The sequence below is a fragment of the Bradyrhizobium sp. SOJA106 genome, assembly GCF_059448745.1.
Genome location: NZ_CM182549.1, coordinates 6,677,021 through 6,692,686 on the forward strand (window position 1 = coordinate 6,677,021; position 15,666 = coordinate 6,692,686).

Consider the following 15,666-nt stretch of genomic DNA (forward strand, 5'->3'; position numbering starts at 1 on the left):
ATCTCATCGCGCTTTAGTCTGACAAGATGGCCCGAACACGCGGCAACGGCACGATCGCGGCCGTTAACACATTCGCCCCAATTCCACCCCATCGGTGCGCTCTAGCGCCCTCCTCGCCCGCCCTGTAAAATCCCCGCCGGGGCGGCTTGGGGGATTGATGCGTCTGACATGGAATCTGAAGATTATCCTGATCGCCGTGGCGGTGCTCGCGGCGTCGTTCTTCATCAGCCTGAAGGCGATGGATTGGCTTTCGCCGCGCGCGACGAATTCGGCGCCGCCGGTCGCGCAGCTGCCGCCGCTGCCGCCGGTCGCGAAGAGCTCGATCGTCGTGGCCCCGGTCGCGATTGCGCTGTCGGCGATCCGCGAGCAGGCCGAGAAGGCCGCGCCGCGCAATTTTGCCGGCAAGGCCGACAACCCGATCTCGCAAATCCTGGAGAACGCCGACATCGGCTGGTCCGCCGTGCGTGGGCCGATGGCGGCCACCGGCGACAAGGACGTGCTGACGATCTCGACGCCGCTCAGCGGCAAGCTGAACGTGACGGGCTCGCTGTCGTCCAAGGCCACCGGCGCGCTCGGCGATGCGCTCGGCAGCGTGCTCGGCGGTGACGCGGCGAAACGGATCGGCGCGGTCAACATCAAGAACCTGAACGCCAGCGCCGAGATCAAGGGCAACGTGGTCGTCACCTCGCGCCCGAAGCTTGCCGCCGCCTGGCACCTCGAACCCAATCTCGGCGCCCAGGTCAATCTCGGCGACACCAACCTCAACGTCGCCGGCGCCAAGGTCAACGTGCCGGCGCAGGTGAAGCCGCTGATCGACAAGACCGTCGGCGAGCAGATCAACGCCGTCTCCGAGCGCATCCGCAACGATGGCTCGCTGCGGGAGAATGCGAAGCTGCAATGGGCCAAGGCCTGCCGCTCGATCCCGCTGCAGGGTTCGGGCAGCTCGGCTGCGCTGCCGCCGCTGTGGCTGGAGATGAAGCCGACCCGCGCCATCGCGGCGCAGCCGCGCGTCGATGCTCAGAACGTGACACTGCTGCTCGGCCTCGAGCTCGAGACGCGCGTCACCTCGACCTCGTCCAAGCCGGACTGCCCGTTCCCTGAGAAGATCTCGATCGTGCCGCCGACCGGCACCGGCGTGAACATCGGCGTGCCGATCGACGTGCCCTTCACCGAGATCAACAAGCTGATCGCGGCGCAGATGGTCGGTCACACCTATCCCGAGGACGGCTCGGGCCCGGTCGACGTCACCGTCAAAAGCGTCAACGTGATCCCGTCGGGCGACCGGCTGCTGATCTCGCTGCTGGTTCGCGCCAAGGAAAAGAAGAGCTGGTTCGGCCTCGGCGCCGAGGCGACCGTGCACATCTGGGGCCGGCCGATGCTCGACCAGGCGCAGCAGACGCTGCGGCTCGCCGACATCCAGCTCGCGGTGGAATCCGAAGCGGCCTTCGGCCTGCTCGGGGCCGCGGCGCGCGCGGTGGTGCCGCAGATGCAGCAGGCACTGGTGCAGAAGGCGACGCTCGATTTGAAGCCGATCGCCGCCAACGCCCGCGAGAAGATTGCAGCCGCGATCGCCGACTACCAGAAGAGCGAGGACGGCCTCAAGGTCGACGCCAAGATCGACAGCCTGACCCTCGCCGACATCGCCTTCGATGCCAAGACGCTGCGCGTGGTTGCGGAAGCCGGCGGCTCGCTCAACGTGTACGTGACCAAGCTGTCGGGGATGTAGCGCGCTGTGCGCGCCGGTCCCGCGCGCCTCCTCGTCGCTTGCGCCGCTGGCATTCTCGCCGGAGGATGCTAGTCTCGCAGCACTGTAGGGGACAACGCGAGGACAACATGGAAGCCGGCATGGTCACGCCCGCGCCGGCACTGGTGCGGTTTTCCGGCATTCAGAAGACCTATGATGGCGAGCATCTCGTGGTGAAGAACCTCGATCTCGACATCAAGAAGGGCGAGTTCCTCACGCTGCTCGGCCCATCGGGTTCGGGCAAGACGACCACGCTGATGATGCTGGCCGGCTTCGAGGTTCCGACCCAGGGCGAGATCTACCTCGCGGACCGGCCGATCAAGAATGTGCCGCCCCACAAGCGCGACATCGGCATGGTGTTCCAGAACTATGCCCTGTTTCCGCACCTGACGATCGCGGAGAACATCGCCTTTCCGCTCTCCGTTCGCAAAACCGGCAAGGCCGAAGCGCAGGAACGCGTCGGCGCGGCGTTGCGCATGATCAAGATGGAAACCATGGCGCAGCGGCGGCCCGGACAGCTGTCCGGCGGTCAGCAGCAGCGCGTGGCGCTGGCCCGCGCGCTGGTTTTCAATCCGCAACTCGTGCTGATGGACGAGCCGCTCGGCGCCCTGGACAAGCGCCTGCGCGAGCAGATGCAGCTCGAGATCAAGCAACTGCACGAGACGATGGGCATCACCATCGTCTACGTCACCCACGACCAGAGCGAAGCGCTCACCATGTCGGACCGCATCGCCGTGTTCAACGACGGCATCGTGCAGCAGATCGACAGGCCCGACGCGCTGTATGAGCGTCCGGTGAACAGTTTTGTCGCCCACTTCATCGGCGAGAACAATGTGCTCGCCGGTACCGTCGAGACGATCGACCAGACCTATTGCAGGGTTGCGCTGACTGGTGGCGGCGCCGTGACCGCACGCGCGGTCAACGTCTCAGGTGCGGGCGCATCGACCTCCCTGTCGGTGCGGCCGGAGCGGATCGCCATTGTCGCGGATGGCGCCGCCAACGACGGACCGAATCGACTGCCGGCCAGGGTGCAGAACACGATCTATCTCGGCGACCATGCGCTCGCCGTGCTCGATGTCTCAGGGAACGCCGAGTTCATGGTCAAGCTTCAGCCGGGTGCGCATGACAGCCTGACACAAGGCGAAAACGTCTTCGTCACCTTCCGCCCGGAGGACTGCCTCGCCCTCGATCCCGTCTGATCAGACGATCAACACTCGACGCAATGCACATGAAGAAGGAACAAGGACCATGCTGAAGCGCAAGACTGGCAAGATTGCTCTGGGGTTCGCGGCAGCGTTCAGCGCCAGCGCGGCACTGGCGACCGTCGCGCAGGCGCGTGACCTCACCGTTGTGTCGTGGGGCGGCGCGTATCAGGATGCGCAGAAGAAAGTCTATTTCGAGCCCTTCAAAAAGGCCACCGGCATTGCCATGAACGACGAGTCCTGGGACGGCGGCATCGGCGTATTGCGCGCCAAGGTGCAGGGTGGCGCGGCCACCTGGGACGTCGTTCAGGTCGAGAGCGACGAACTCGCGGTCGGCTGCGAGGAAGGCCTGTTCGAGAAGATGGACTATTCCCGGATAGGCGGCGAGGCCGCCTATATCCCGCCGTCGGTCAACGCTTGCGGCGTCGGCGCCATCCTCTACGATTTCGTGCTCGGCTACGACAAGGACAAGCTGAAGGAAGCCCCTAGCGGCTGGGCCGATTTCTTCGACACCAAGAAGATCCCCGGCAAACGCGCTTTGCGTCAGGGCCCCAAGACCACGCTCGAGATCGCGCTGATGGCCGACGGCGTCCCGCCGAACGACGTCTACAAGGTGCTGGCGACCGACGAAGGCATCGAGCGCGCCTTCAAGAAGCTCGACACCATTAAGGGCGACATCGTCTGGTGGAAGGCCGGCGCCCAGCCGCCGCAACTGCTTGCTTCCGGCGAGGTGGTGATGACCTCGGTCTACAATGGCCGCATCGACACCGCGAACAAGAACGAGAAGAAGAACTTCGGCATCGTGTGGAACGGTGCGCTCTTCACCCTCGATAGCTGGGTCATCCTGAAGGGCAGCCCGAACAAGGATGCCGCCTACAAGTTCCTGGATTTTGCCGGCAAGGCGGAGAACCAGTCAAAGCTGTCGGAGAACATTGCCTATGGCACCTCGAACAAGGACGCCGCCGGACGCCTTGCGCCCGCCGTCCTGAAGGACCTGCCGACGGCGCCTGACAACATCAAGAACGCGGTCGAGATCAACGTCGGCTTCTGGCTCGAGAACATCGACCGCCTCACCGAGCGCTTCAACAAATGGGCCGCGAAATAGCACCCGGCCGAGCCGGCATGCGGCGCGTGGAAAAACGTGGTGAATGGCGCCCCCGCGGCGCATCCTTCGAGACGCCCGCCTACGGAGGGCCCTCAGGATGAGGTCTGAGTTTGTGGCAGCGACTCTACAAGCACCGGTGTCGATGAGCCTCCTCCTGAGGAGACCGCCACCGGGTCCGCGCAAGGCGCGGCCCGATGACAGGCTCCGCGATCGTCTCGAAGGACAAGGCGCTTGCTCTGGCCGCTGCAAGGGGCTTCTCCCATGACGGTAGTCTCCCTGACCGGCGCCAATGCCGAGACCAACGTGCCGCTCAAGCGCCGATTGCGGCGGGCGGAGCGCGCACGACAGATCAAGGCGCTGGCGCTGATCCTGCCGCTGCTGCTGTTTCTGCTCTTCACCTTCGCCGGACCCATCATCGGCATGCTGTGGCGCGCGGTCGATGACCGGGAGGTGCGCCAGGTTCTGCCGCAAACCATCGCTGCCCTCGCCGACTGGGACGGCAAGGGCCTGCCTGACGAAAAGGCCTATGCGGCGCTGGCAAGCGACCTCCAGGCAGCGCGCGCCGCCGGCTCCACCGCCATCGCGGCCAAGCGGCTCAATTATGCCCTGAACGGCTTTCGCACGATCCTGACAAGCACGGCACGCAATCTCAAAGCCGTGCCCGAGCCAGGCACGGCAAAGGAGACGCTGAGCAAGCTCAACCCGGCCTGGCGCGAGCGCAGCACATGGACGACGATCAAGGATGCTGGCGGCCCGGTGACCGGCTTCTACCTTCTTGCGGCGCTCGACCTGACGCGGAACGCGGACGGCGCCATCATCGCGGCCCCACCGGATCAGGCGATCTATCGCGACATCTTTCTCCGTACCTTTCTCATCAGCCTCGGTGTCACCGCGCTCTGCCTGATCCTCGGCTTCCCGGTCGCATACCTCTTGGCGGTGCTGCCGCCGGGCCGATCGAACCTGCTGATGATCTTCGTGCTGCTGCCGTTCTGGACCTCGCTGCTGGTCCGCACCTGCGCCTGGATCGTGCTGTTGCAGAGCAAGGGTGTCGTGAACGACAGCCTGCACTGGCTCGGCATCATCGACGAGCCGCTCCGCCTGATCTACAATCGCTTCGGCGTCTGCGTGGCCATGACCCACGTGCTGCTGCCGTTCATGATCCTGCCGCTCTACAGCAGCATGAAGGCGATCTCGCCCGCTTACATGCGGGCCGCCGCCTCGCTTGGCGCGCCACCGAGCACCGCGTTCCTGCGGATCTATTTGCCGCAAACCCTGCCCGGCATCGGCGCGGGAAGCCTCCTCGTCTTCATCCTGGCGCTTGGCTACTACATCACGCCGGCCCTCGTCGGCGGAGCTGCCGATCAGATGATCAGCTATTTCATCGCGCTTTACACCACCGAGACGGCCAATTGGGGCCTTGCATCGGCGTTGGGCGCGGTGCTGCTGCTCGCCACGGTTCTGCTCGCGCTCGTCTATGGTAAGCTGGTGCAGGGCCAGCAGGTCACGGGAGGCATGAAGAATTGAGCGACACGCCCTCCCTCCGCACCGCCAGCCAGCGCATCGCATGGATCGCGACCATCGCCATCTCGACGATGGTGTTCATCTTCCTGATCGCGCCGATCCTCGCCATCATGCCGCTGTCCTTCAGCTCCGGCTCGTACCTCACTTATCCGCTGCCGGGCCTCTCCTTGCGCTGGTACGACGACTTCATCAATTCGCCGCGCTGGATGAATTCGCTGAAGAACAGCATGATCATCGGCTTCGCCTCGACGCTGCTGTCGATGGTGCTCGGCACGCTGGCAGCTCTTGGGCTCGCGCAGTGGAAGAGCCGGCTCAAACCGCTGGTCCTGGCTTTCGTGCTGTCGCCGGTCGTCGTGCCCGGCGTCATCACCGCGGTCGGCCTGTACTTCTTCTTCGCACCCATCGGGCTAACCGGCAGCTATCTCGGCCTGATCCTGGCCCACACCGCGCTGGCGACGCCTTTTGTGGTGATCACGGTCGGCGCGACGCTGCAAAGCTTCGACACCAACCTCGCACGCGCCGCCGCCTCGCTGGGTGCCTCGCCGCTTCAAGCGTTCCGCCGCGTGATCCTGCCATTGATCCTGCCGGGGCTCGCGTCGGGCGCACTGTTCGCCTTCGCGACCAGTTTTGATGAAGTGGTGATCGTGCTGTTCATGGCAGGGCCCGAGCAGCGCACCCTGCCGCGCGAGATGTTCAGCGGCATCCGCGAGAACATCAGTCCGACCATCACAGCCGCGGCCGTGGTCCTGACGACAGTCTCGATCATCCTGCTCGCTACCCTGGAAGGCCTGCGCCGGCGCAACGAGCGGCTCAAGGCCGGCCGCGCCTGATAACTTCTCCCTCTCCCCGCCCGCGGGGGGAGGCGAACGGAACACCGACCGCCCCTTCTGATTTTGCATCCCGCTATGGCGCGCACCGCTTAGCTGCCGCGATCGTTTGTCGCTACAACCGTGCCGCAACAAAACCCAAACAACAACGCTGAGGGAGAAACATATGCACAAACTCGTCGCCGCCACAGCAGTCGGTCTCGCGCTTGCCGCCACGTCAGGCCCTGCACAGGCGCAGATTTCCGACGACGTCGTCAAGATCGGCGTGCTCACGGATATGTCGAGCCTCTATGCGGACGCGACCGGCAAGGGCTCGCTCGCCGCGGTCGAGATGGCGGTTGCCGACTACGGCGCCAAGGTCGCCGGCAAACAGGTCGCGGTGGTCGCCGCCGATCACCAGAACAAGCCCGACGTCGGCGTCAACATCGCCCGCAACTGGTATGACAACGACAAGGTCGATGCGATCTTCGACGTGCCGACGTCCTCGGTCGCGTTGCCGGTCTCGGCGCTGACGCGCGAGAAGAACAAGATCCACGTCAATTCCGGCGGCGGCTCCTCCGACATCACCGGCCCCGCCTGCTCGCCGAACACGGTGCACTGGACCTACGACACCTATGCGCTGTCGAACGTCGCCGGCAAGGCGATGGTGAAGCGCGGCGAGGACACCTGGTTCTTCGTCACCGCCGACTACGCCTTCGGCATGGCGCTCGAGCGCGATGCCGCCAATGTCGTCAAGGAAAGCGGCGGCAAGGTGCTCGGCGACGTCCGCCATCCGCTCAACTCCTCGGACTTCTCCTCCTTCCTGCTCCAGGCGCAGGCCTCCAAGGCCAAGGTGGTCGCGCTCGCCAATGCGGGCGGCGACACCACCAATGCGCTGAAGCAGGCGGCCGAGTTCGGCCTGACCCAGAGCGGCCAGAAGATGATCGCGCTGCTCCAGGAGATCACCGACACGCATTCGCTCGGCATCAAGGCGACGCAGGGCCTGATCGTCACCGACGCCTTCTACTGGGACATGAACGAGGAGACGCGCGCCTTCTCAAAACGCTTCAACGAGAAGGTCGGGCACATGCCGACCATGATCCAGGCCGGCCTCTATTCGGCGACGATGCACTATCTCAAGGCGATCGACGCCATCAAGACCGACGAGGCGCCGAAGGTGATGGAGCAGATGCGCAAGATGCCCGTCAACGACTTCTTCGCCAAGAACGGCAAGATACGCATCGACGGCCGCATGGTCCACGACATGTATCTGTTCGAGGTCAAGAAGCCCGAGGACTCCAAGGGCGAGTGGGACCTCTACAAGCTGATCGCCACCGTGCCCGGCGAGGAGGCCTTCCGTCCGCTCGACAAGGGCGGCTGCCCGCTGGTGACGCACTGAGCGTCTCGTTCGATAGGAGCGGAGCCACCGCATCAGGAGGACGCCGAAGCTTCCACGACGTCACGGCATGCGGTGAAAAGACACGACAGCGCGCCCGGTGAAAACCGGGCGCGCTTCGTTTAGGCCATCACGCGAGCTGCGTTACTCCGAATACTTGAACTCGGGCATGTTCTTCAGCTCGTCCTTGCTGGCGTTGAACACGGCGTGGTCGGGATACCACTTCGACGAGGACGACGAGGACGTGGTCGTCGCGGTCTTGTCGGTGCCGGTCGCAGCGCCGGTGGTGGTGGTGGTCGACTTGTTCATCGTGCCGCCCGCGCCACTGGTGCCGGTATAGGCCACGGCCTCGTTGACGAACTTCAGCTTCTCATAGGGCACCGCGACCAGATGCTCACCCATGCCGAGGAAGCCGCCGACGCCGATCACGGCGATCTTGATGGCGCCGCTCTTGTCCATCAGGAGATCGTTGATCGAGCCGATGTTCTCGTTGGCCTCGTTATAGACCTTCAGGCCCGACATCTTCGAGGCACGCCACTCACCCGACGCGGTCGTCGTGGTGGCCGTGGCTGCAGGGGCCGCCTTGTCGGTGGTGGCGGTCGGCGATTGCGCGAACGCAACGGTCGCAAGAAGTGCCGTGCCGGCGAGGCCGGCGGCGATCGATTTCATCAGCATGTTGTCCTCTCCTTCCACAGAAAACTCGTGCGAAGAAAACAGCGCTGCTCACTCCCAGTTCCGTGCGCGCGGCAATTTCGTCGCGGGATGCGAGCACAAGAACGGCGACGGATTGTTCCTGCGTCACCCAGGAACAATTTTTTGCGGCGCACGGTTCCCCGCCGATGATCATGCGCCCCCGGCGGAAAGCACGATCGCGGCGAGGAACGCGCGGAGCTGCGTCGCTTTAGGTCGGCTCTTGCAGTCGATCGGAAGCGCGGAGAATCCGAATTGCAACCCTCGTCCAGAACGCGGTGCGGTTCGGCTCCGAGGTCACGATCCGCCTCGATGCATCGTCCAGCATGCGCGTCATCGACGTCGAGGACGACGGCTCCGGCATTTCGGACGCGCGCAAGCAGGAGATGCTGGAGCCGTTCGTGCGCGGCGACGAGGCGCGCACCATGGACGACTTCACCTCTCCCCGGCGGGGAGAGATGGGGACGAAGCGATCCGCAGCGATGCGCGTCAGGCCGCGAGCGGCGGGTGCTCGACTGCCATCTCGCCGTAGATCGCCACTGCCTCGAAGCGATATCCGCAGGCGCGGCAATTCCAGAGATAGGAGACGCGCCCCTCGCCCGGCTCGATCCAGTCCGGCTGGGGGATTGGCGTGCCGCACTGGGCACAGGGGTTGTGTCTAGGAACGTCGCCGATGTGTGCCTTGTTTGATTTTGTCATGGCACCCTCCCACTTCGCAGGCGTCTTCATACTCGCTTTCGCAAGCCGATGCCAATAGACAGGCGTGCTGTCGCGAGCCGGGGGTCGTTCGCCCCAAGGCGTCAGTTACGCCAGCTTTGCGTCATCACGGCGGCTCGGCGCCGCAAAAAACACGCGTGGCGGCGTTTGGTCACATCATCGCCGCGTTCCGCGCCTAACCGCGGCCGGGCGCAGGTCACTTCAAGGACCTCAGGAATATCTCATGAAGATTTTACGCATTGCCGTGCTGCTCGCGGCCGGACTGATCGTGCCGCAGGCCGCATTCGCGGGCGAAGCCGACTATGCCGAGATGGTCGCGACGCATGCGCGCGCCAACGGCGTGCCGGAGGCGCTGGTGCACCGCGTCATCATGCGCGAGAGCCGCTACCAGCCCGGCCTCATCGGCCGCGGCGGCACCATCGGCCTGATGCAGATCAAGCTCGCGACCGCGCGCGGGCTCGGCTACACCGGCGATGCCGCCGGCCTGCGCGATCCCAACACCAATCTCACCTACGCAGTCAAATACCTCGCCGGCGCCTATCACGCCGCCAATGGCGACCACGCGCGAGCCGTGCGTTATTTCGCGGGCGGCTACTACTACGTCGCAAAGCGGCAGCGCCAGGAGCAGCAGCAGGCGATGGTGCGTGAGGCCAGCACCGAAACCTGGCTGGAGCCCAATGGCAACCCGCAGCCGATGTTCGGCACCGCGCCGCCCAGGAAGCTGGCGCAAGGCGTCCGCAATGCGCGGGCGCAGGTTCTGTCATTCCGGGGCGACGCGCAGCGTCGAACCCGGAATCTCGAGATTCCGCGTTCGGCTCTTCGAGCCGCCCCGGAATGACTGGCCTGTGGCTAACGCGTTGACACCAGCTCCCACTGGCATACATTAGAGCCGTTCCGAGGGGTGCTCCGAGGAGGAGCTGAGATACCGCTAAATGGACAGGCCTGCACTTCAGCAAGCCGGCCCAGGACCGCGGTGACCCTTTGAACCTGATCCGGGTCATGCCGGCGAAGGGACAGGGATGTTGCAGACGACCAAGCGACCGGATTCACCGGTATCCATCATCGGCGCAGGCATTGCCGGCGCCTGGCAGGCGCTCCTGTTCGCGCAGGCCGGCCACGCCGTAACCCTACACGAGCGCGGTGACGCGGCGATGACCGAATCCACCAGCCACTGGGCCGGCGGCATGCTGGCGCCGTGGTGCGAGGCCGAGGTCGCCGAACCCGTCATCTCCAGGCTCGGCCAGCGCTCCCTCGACATCTGGCGCCGTGAGCTGCCCGACACACCCTTCAACGGCTCGCTGGTCGTCGCCCATCCGCGCGAGCGCAACGATTTCGAGCGCTTTGCCCGCATGACCGAGGGCCACCGACGGCTTGATGCCGCCGCGCTCGCCGAGCTCGAGCCGTCGCTGGAGGGCCGTTTTCGCGATGCGCTGTTCTTCGCGGCCGAGGGCCATGTCGAGCCGCGCCGCGTGCTGCCGAAGCTGCACGCGCGCATCAAAGCGGCCGGCGGCACCATCAAATTCGACAGCGACGTCAGCGCGAAAGATCTCGCAAACCTTAATCCTGGAGGCATCGTGATCGACTGCCGCGGCCTCGCCGCACGGGAGGACCAGCCCGAGCTGCGCGGCGTCAAGGGCGAGATGATCCTGATCGAGACGGACGAGGTGCAGCTGGCGCGCCCGGTGCGGCTGATCCATCCGCGCTGGCCGCTCTACGTGATCCCGCGCGAGAACAATCTGTTCATGCTGGGCGCGACCTCGATCGAGGCCGAGGACACCGGCGTCAGCGTCCGCTCCGCGCTGGAGCTTTTGGGCGCAGCCTATGCCGTGCATCCCGCCTTCGGCGAAGCGCGCATCGCCGAATTCGGCTCGGGCCTGCGCCCCGCCTTTCCCGACAATCTCCCCCGCATCGGCATTCGCGGCGAAGAGATCAGCGTCAACGGGCTTTACCGCCACGGCTTCCTGATCGCGCCGGCGCTCGCCGAGCTGACGCTTGCTTACGTCGAGCGCGGCCAGATCGACAATGAGGTGATGCAATGCGCTTGATCGTCAACGGCGAGCAGCGCGAGGTGAACGCGGCCAGCGTCGATGCGCTGCTCTCTGAGCTCGACTACGAGGGCACCCATTTCGCGATCGCGCTCAACTACGACGTCGTGCCGAAAAGCCGCTGGGCCGAGACCGTGCTGAAGGCCGGCGACGAGATCGAGATCATCACGCCGCGGCAGGGAGGGTGACAGCGATGGCACGCTCTCTTCGCGACGACGGCTGCATTGGCCCGTCATTCCGGGGCACGCGAAGCGTGAACCCGGAATCGCGCCGCAACTTCGAGATTCCGGATCGGTCCGCGTTCCGCGGCCCGTCCGGAATGACGGGGAATTCAAGATGGTGACCTTCTACGGCAAATCCTTCCCCTCCCGCCTCCTGATCGGCAGCGCGCTCTATCCCTCGCCCGCGATCATGCAGGCGGCGATCCGCGCCTCCGGCTCGAACATCGTCACGGTGTCGCTGCGCCGCGAATCCGCCGGCGGCAAGACCGGGGACGCGTTCTGGAAGCTGATCCGCGAGCTCGACGTCACCGTGCTGCCCAACACCGCCGGCTGCCGCAGCGTGCGAGAAGCCGTGACAACCGCAAAGCTCGCGCGCGAATTGTTCGGGACGTCCTGGATCAAGCTGGAGGTCATCGCCGACAACGACACGCTGCAGCCCGACGTCGTCGGCCTCGTCGAAGCCGCGACCATCCTGATCAAGGACGGTTTTGAGGTGTTCCCCTATTGCACCGAGGACCTCTCGGTCGCGAACCGCCTGGTCGATGCCGGCTGCAAGGTGGTGATGCCATGGGCCGCGCCGATCGGCAGCGCCAAGGGCATCACCAATCGCGATGCCTTGAGGCTGCTGCGCGAGCGGCTGCCCGACATCACGCTGGTGGTCGACGCCGGCATCGGGGCGCCGAGCCACGCGGCGCAGGCGCTCGAGCTCGGTTACGACGCCGTGTTGCTCAACACGGCGATCGCAAAAGCCGCCGATCCCGTCGCGATGGCCAACGCCTTTCGCCTCGGAATCGAGGCCGGCCGCACCGCTTTCGAAGCCGGGCTGATGAACGCCCGCGACTTCGCCTCCCCATCCACCCCTGTCGTTGGGACCCCGTTCTGGCATGCCGTATCCTGATCGCTTCTATCCCGTCGTCGACAGCCTCAAATGGATCGAGCGGCTGACCAAGCTCGGCGTCGGCACCATCCAGCTGCGCGCCAAAGAGCTGAATGACGCCGAGGCGCTGCAGATCGTCACCGACGCACTGGCGATCACGAACGGCACGCAAGCCAAGCTGGTCGTGAACGACTATTGGCGCGCCGCGATCGTCGCCGGCGCGAAATATCTGCATCTCGGCCAGGAGGATCTCGCCGAGGCCGACCTCAAGGCGATCCGCGAGGCCGGCCTGTCGCTCGGCATCTCCACACACGACGACGCCGAGCTTGCCACCGCGCTCGCCGCCAAGCCCGATTATGTCGCGCTGGGACCGATCTTCTTCACCACGCTGAAATCGATGCGCTTCGCGCCGCAGGGCATTCCGAAGATCACGGAATGGAAGAAGCGCATCGGCAACATCCCGCTGGTCGCGATCGGCGGCATCAAGTTCGAGCACGCCGCGGAGATCTTTGCCGCGGGCGCGGATTCGATTGCTGTCGTTTCCGACGTCACCCAGAACGCCGACCCCGATGCCCGCGTGCGGCAATGGCTCGGCCAGTCCGAGGAGGCGGCATGATGCTCACTCTCTCACCACGCCCTCAACTGTCATCGCCCGGCTTGACCGGGCGATCCAGTACGCCGCGGCCTAGCCACATCTCACCACCGCCTCTGGAATACTGGATCCCCGCCTTCGCGGGGATGACAGCGGTATTTGTCGCTCGCGCAGCGATGCCAACGAACTGAAGGAGGATCCCATGAACATCCGCTCCAATCCGCAACAGACCGTCCCCGCCGTCACCACCGGTCCCCTTCCCTCCTCGCGAAAGATCTTCGCGAGCCCCAACGCCGCACCGGACATCCGCGTGCCCTTGCGTGAGATCATCCTCTCTGAAGGCGCCGGCGAGCCGAACCTGCTGGTCTACGACACTTCGGGCCCCTACACCGACCCTTCCGTCACCATCGACGTCAATGCCGGCCTTGCCCGCAACCGCAAGCAGTGGGTGCTGGAGCGCGGCGGCGTCGAGGAATATGAGGGCCGGCAGATCAAGCCGGAGGACAATGGCAGCGTCTCCACCGACAAGGCCGCGCGCGCCTTCAGCGCCTATCACAAACCCTTGCGCGGCCTCGACGGCCACAAGGTGACGCAGCTCGAATTCGCCCGCGCCGGCATCATCACCAAGGAGATGATCTACGTCGCCGAGCGCGAGAATCTCGGCCGCAAGCAGCAGCTCGAGCGCGCGGAGGCAGCGCTGGCCGACGGCGAAAGCTTCGGCGCCTCGGTGCCCGCCTTCATCACACCGGAGTTCGTGCGCAGCGAGATCGCGCGCGGCCGCGCCATCATCCCCTCCAACATCAACCATTCCGAGCTCGAGCCGATGATCATCGGCCGCAACTTCCTCACCAAGATCAACGCCAATATCGGCAACTCGGCGGTGACCTCGTCGGTCGAGGAGGAGGTCGAGAAGATGGTGTGGGCGATCCGCTGGGGCGCCGACACCGTGATGGACCTCTCGACGGGCCGCAACATCCACACCACGCGTGAGTGGATCCTGCGCAACTCGCCGGTGCCGATCGGCACCGTGCCGATCTACCAGGCGCTGGAGAAGTGCAACGGCGATCCCGTGAAGCTCACCTGGGAGCTCTACAAGGACACGCTGATCGAGCAGTGCGAGCAGGGCGTCGACTATTTCACCATCCACGCCGGCGTGCGGCTGCAATACATCCACCTCACCGCCAACCGCGTCACCGGCATCGTCTCGCGCGGCGGCTCGATCATGGCGAAGTGGTGCCTCGCGCATCACAAGGAGAGCTTCCTCTACACGCATTTCGACGAGATCTGCGACCTGATGCGCAAGTATGACGTCTCGTTCTCGCTCGGCGACGGCCTGCGTCCGGGCTCGATCGCGGACGCCAACGACCGCGCGCAGTTCGCCGAGCTCGAGACGCTCGGCGAGCTCACGAAGATCGCGTGGGACAAGGGTTGCCAGGTCATGATCGAGGGCCCCGGCCATGTGCCGATGCACAAGATCAAGATCAACATGGATAAGCAGCTCAAGGAATGCGGCGAGGCGCCGTTCTACACGCTTGGACCGCTGACCACCGACATCGCGCCGGGCTATGACCACATCACCTCAGGCATCGGCGCGGCCATGATCGGCTGGTTCGGCTGCGCCATGCTCTGCTACGTCACGCCGAAGGAGCATCTCGGCCTGCCCGATCGCAACGACGTCAAGACCGGCGTCATCACCTACAAGATCGCCGCCCATGCCGCCGACCTCGCCAAGGGCCACCCCGCAGCCCAGCTGCGCGACGACGCCCTCTCCCGCGCGCGGTTCGAATTCCGCTGGACCGACCAGTTCAACCTCGGCCTCGATCCGGACACCGCGAAAAACTTCCACGACGAGACCCTGCCGAAGGAAGCCCACAAGGTCGCCCATTTCTGCTCGATGTGCGGCCCAAAATTCTGCTCGATGAAGATCACGCAGGACGTGCGGGACTACGCGGCGACGCTGAACGATCCGAACAGCGTGGGCATGTCGCTGAGCGGCACCGTCGAGGACGGCATGGCGAAGATGAGCGCGAAGTTCAAGGAGATGGGCTCGAGCGTTTATCTGGATGCGGAGAAGGTGAAGGAGAGCAACAAGGTATTGTGAGCGCCCTCCTGCTCGCCCGAGTTCACCTGCACCATTCAGAAAGTCGGGCAATTCGCCCGGCTTTCTTGCAGAAGCGTCGCTTCAAGAAACGGTCTTCTTCAGCAATGGCTGATCCGCTTTGACGGAGGACGAGCATTCCGGCTCCCAAGGGAACCGCCTGTTGACGTCCTGCCAAATGATCTGCAGGCAGGGGAAGGCAAGCCGCGATTTCCTGTAGAACCACATCGCGGTGCCGAGGTATTCGGGATAGGCCGCGAACGGAACATGCCAGAAGCCGAGCTTGTAGCCGTTCTCCAGCAACTCGTCGGCGATATCGCCGTCGACGAATTTATGCCCCGCCACGACACGATCGCGGACAAGGTTGATGATGGCCTGCGCGTTGGCGGCGCTTTGGCCGAAGATGATGAGTTCGGGGTGGCCATAGTTCAGAAACAGGCCGATTGAAAATGCAAATCGCGGATGGGCGTCGGGTATGCCCGTGATGTGGCAGCCATGGTTGCGGACGTTGCGCAACATGACCTTGTCGGCTTCGTGCTCGGGCTCCGGCCACTCGAAATGGTCCTGCATTCCTCCCCCCGACGGGTGCACGGCGTTCACCCCTCACAATAATCGACGGCAGATTCAGGCAAGAAGCAAGTCATTAGTCGCA

General features: G+C 64.9%; 15 protein-coding genes, 1 pseudogene and 1 riboswitch. Of the genes and pseudogenes, 13 read left to right on the top strand and 3 right to left on the bottom strand.

Annotated features, from left to right (window positions below):
* Nucleotides 1–157 precede the first annotated feature (157 nt).
* The 6 genes from AC5V87_RS31465 (at nt 158) to AC5V87_RS31490 (ending at nt 7,777) form a co-directional block, all read left to right on the top strand.
* Nucleotides 158–1,726 carry a DUF4403 family protein gene (locus AC5V87_RS31465; RefSeq protein ID WP_495368813.1) on the top strand — a complete coding sequence of 523 codons (1,569 nt, stop codon included), beginning with the start codon at nt 158–160 and terminating at the stop codon, nt 1,724–1,726.
* A 107-nt stretch (nt 1,727–1,833) separates the two neighbouring features.
* On the top strand, nt 1,834–2,943 hold the full coding sequence (locus tag AC5V87_RS31470; protein WP_495368814.1) for an ABC transporter ATP-binding protein: 1,110 nt from the start codon (nt 1,834–1,836) through the stop codon (nt 2,941–2,943).
* Between the two features lie 49 nt (nt 2,944–2,992).
* Nucleotides 2,993–4,051: an ABC transporter substrate-binding protein gene (locus AC5V87_RS31475; protein ID WP_495368815.1), complete on the top strand. Its 1,059-nt coding sequence runs from the start codon at nt 2,993–2,995 to the stop codon at nt 4,049–4,051.
* Between the two features lie 261 nt (nt 4,052–4,312).
* Entirely contained in the window at nt 4,313–5,575 is a 1,263-nt protein-coding gene (locus AC5V87_RS31480) for an ABC transporter permease (protein ID WP_495368816.1), read from the top strand.
* Nucleotides 5,572–6,402, top strand: coding sequence for an ABC transporter permease (locus tag AC5V87_RS31485; RefSeq protein ID WP_456843201.1), 831 nt, complete (start codon nt 5,572–5,574; stop codon nt 6,400–6,402). The genes AC5V87_RS31480 and AC5V87_RS31485 overlap by 4 nt, the downstream gene beginning before the upstream one ends.
* 163 nt (nt 6,403–6,565) lie before the next feature.
* Nucleotides 6,566–7,777 carry an ABC transporter substrate-binding protein gene (locus tag AC5V87_RS31490; RefSeq protein WP_495368817.1) on the top strand — a complete coding sequence of 404 codons (1,212 nt, stop codon included), beginning with the start codon at nt 6,566–6,568 and terminating at the stop codon, nt 7,775–7,777.
* 141 nt (nt 7,778–7,918) lie between these two features.
* On the opposite strand, the gene AC5V87_RS31495 is transcribed toward AC5V87_RS31490, so the two are convergent.
* Nucleotides 7,919–8,449: a PRC-barrel domain-containing protein gene (locus AC5V87_RS31495; RefSeq protein ID WP_495368818.1), complete on the bottom strand. Its 531-nt coding sequence runs from the start codon at nt 8,447–8,449 to the stop codon at nt 7,919–7,921.
* Between the two features lie 269 nt (nt 8,450–8,718).
* Here AC5V87_RS31495 and AC5V87_RS31500 point away from each other — a divergent pair.
* Nucleotides 8,719–8,904 (top strand): annotated as a pseudogene (locus AC5V87_RS31500) (ATP-binding protein); the annotation flags it as partial.
* Between the two features lie 49 nt (nt 8,905–8,953).
* Here the strand turns inward: AC5V87_RS31500 and AC5V87_RS31505 are convergent.
* A complete protein-coding gene (locus AC5V87_RS31505) occupies nt 8,954–9,163 on the bottom strand; it encodes a hypothetical protein (protein WP_456843198.1) in 210 nt (69 codons plus the stop codon).
* Between the two features lie 241 nt (nt 9,164–9,404).
* On the opposite strand from AC5V87_RS31505, the gene AC5V87_RS31510 reads away from it, so the two are divergent.
* The 6 genes from AC5V87_RS31510 (at nt 9,405) to thiC (ending at nt 15,017) form a co-directional block, all read left to right on the top strand.
* Nucleotides 9,405–10,019 carry a transglycosylase SLT domain-containing protein gene (locus AC5V87_RS31510; protein ID WP_495368819.1) on the top strand — a complete coding sequence of 205 codons (615 nt, stop codon included), beginning with the start codon at nt 9,405–9,407 and terminating at the stop codon, nt 10,017–10,019.
* Nucleotides 10,020–10,068: 49 nt separating this feature from the next.
* A riboswitch (TPP riboswitch) is annotated at nt 10,069–10,213 on the top strand.
* Complete coding sequence (locus AC5V87_RS31515) at nt 10,201–11,226, top strand: FAD-dependent oxidoreductase (RefSeq protein ID WP_495368820.1); 1,026 nt, start codon at nt 10,201–10,203, stop codon at nt 11,224–11,226. (Overlaps the previous riboswitch by 13 nt.)
* Nucleotides 11,217–11,414: a sulfur carrier protein ThiS gene (gene thiS / locus AC5V87_RS31520; protein ID WP_456843195.1), complete on the top strand. Its 198-nt coding sequence runs from the start codon at nt 11,217–11,219 to the stop codon at nt 11,412–11,414. The genes AC5V87_RS31515 and thiS overlap by 10 nt, the downstream gene beginning before the upstream one ends.
* A 148-nt stretch (nt 11,415–11,562) precedes the next feature.
* Nucleotides 11,563–12,345 (top strand): thiazole synthase, encoded by a 783-nt coding sequence (locus AC5V87_RS31525; RefSeq protein WP_456843194.1) that lies wholly within the window; start codon nt 11,563–11,565, stop codon nt 12,343–12,345.
* Nucleotides 12,332–12,940, top strand: a complete 609-nt coding sequence (locus AC5V87_RS31530; protein ID WP_495368821.1) for a thiamine phosphate synthase — start codon at nt 12,332–12,334, stop codon at nt 12,938–12,940. Before AC5V87_RS31525 ends, AC5V87_RS31530 begins: the two co-directional genes overlap by 14 nt.
* A 178-nt stretch (nt 12,941–13,118) precedes the next feature.
* Nucleotides 13,119–15,017: a phosphomethylpyrimidine synthase ThiC gene (thiC, locus tag AC5V87_RS31535; RefSeq protein WP_495368822.1), complete on the top strand. Its 1,899-nt coding sequence runs from the start codon at nt 13,119–13,121 to the stop codon at nt 15,015–15,017.
* 81 nt (nt 15,018–15,098) lie between these two features.
* On the opposite strand, the gene AC5V87_RS31540 is transcribed toward thiC, so the two are convergent.
* Entirely contained in the window at nt 15,099–15,614 is a 516-nt protein-coding gene (locus tag AC5V87_RS31540; RefSeq protein WP_495368823.1) for a DUF4262 domain-containing protein, read from the bottom strand.
* Nucleotides 15,615–15,666: the final 52 nt, after the last annotated feature.

Coding starts and splice junctions, on each gene's coding strand:
- AC5V87_RS31515 (WP_495368820.1), top strand. CDS start 10,201: ATGTTGCAGACGACCAAGCGACCGGATTCACCGGTATCCATCATCGGC.
- AC5V87_RS31525 (WP_456843194.1), top strand. CDS start 11,563: ATGGTGACCTTCTACGGCAAATCCTTCCCCTCCCGCCTCCTGATCGGC.
- AC5V87_RS31470 (WP_495368814.1), top strand. CDS start 1,834: ATGGAAGCCGGCATGGTCACGCCCGCGCCGGCACTGGTGCGGTTTTCC.
- AC5V87_RS31510 (WP_495368819.1), top strand. CDS start 9,405: ATGAAGATTTTACGCATTGCCGTGCTGCTCGCGGCCGGACTGATCGTG.
- AC5V87_RS31465 (WP_495368813.1), top strand. CDS start 158: ATGCGTCTGACATGGAATCTGAAGATTATCCTGATCGCCGTGGCGGTG.
- AC5V87_RS31505 (WP_456843198.1), bottom strand. CDS start 9,163: ATGACAAAATCAAACAAGGCACACATCGGCGACGTTCCTAGACACAAC.
- AC5V87_RS31495 (WP_495368818.1), bottom strand. CDS start 8,449: ATGCTGATGAAATCGATCGCCGCCGGCCTCGCCGGCACGGCACTTCTT.
- AC5V87_RS31475 (WP_495368815.1), top strand. CDS start 2,993: ATGCTGAAGCGCAAGACTGGCAAGATTGCTCTGGGGTTCGCGGCAGCG.
- thiC (WP_495368822.1), top strand. CDS start 13,119: ATGAACATCCGCTCCAATCCGCAACAGACCGTCCCCGCCGTCACCACC.
- thiS (WP_456843195.1), top strand. CDS start 11,217: ATGCGCTTGATCGTCAACGGCGAGCAGCGCGAGGTGAACGCGGCCAGC.
- AC5V87_RS31530 (WP_495368821.1), top strand. CDS start 12,332: ATGCCGTATCCTGATCGCTTCTATCCCGTCGTCGACAGCCTCAAATGG.
- AC5V87_RS31480 (WP_495368816.1), top strand. CDS start 4,313: ATGACGGTAGTCTCCCTGACCGGCGCCAATGCCGAGACCAACGTGCCG.
- AC5V87_RS31490 (WP_495368817.1), top strand. CDS start 6,566: ATGCACAAACTCGTCGCCGCCACAGCAGTCGGTCTCGCGCTTGCCGCC.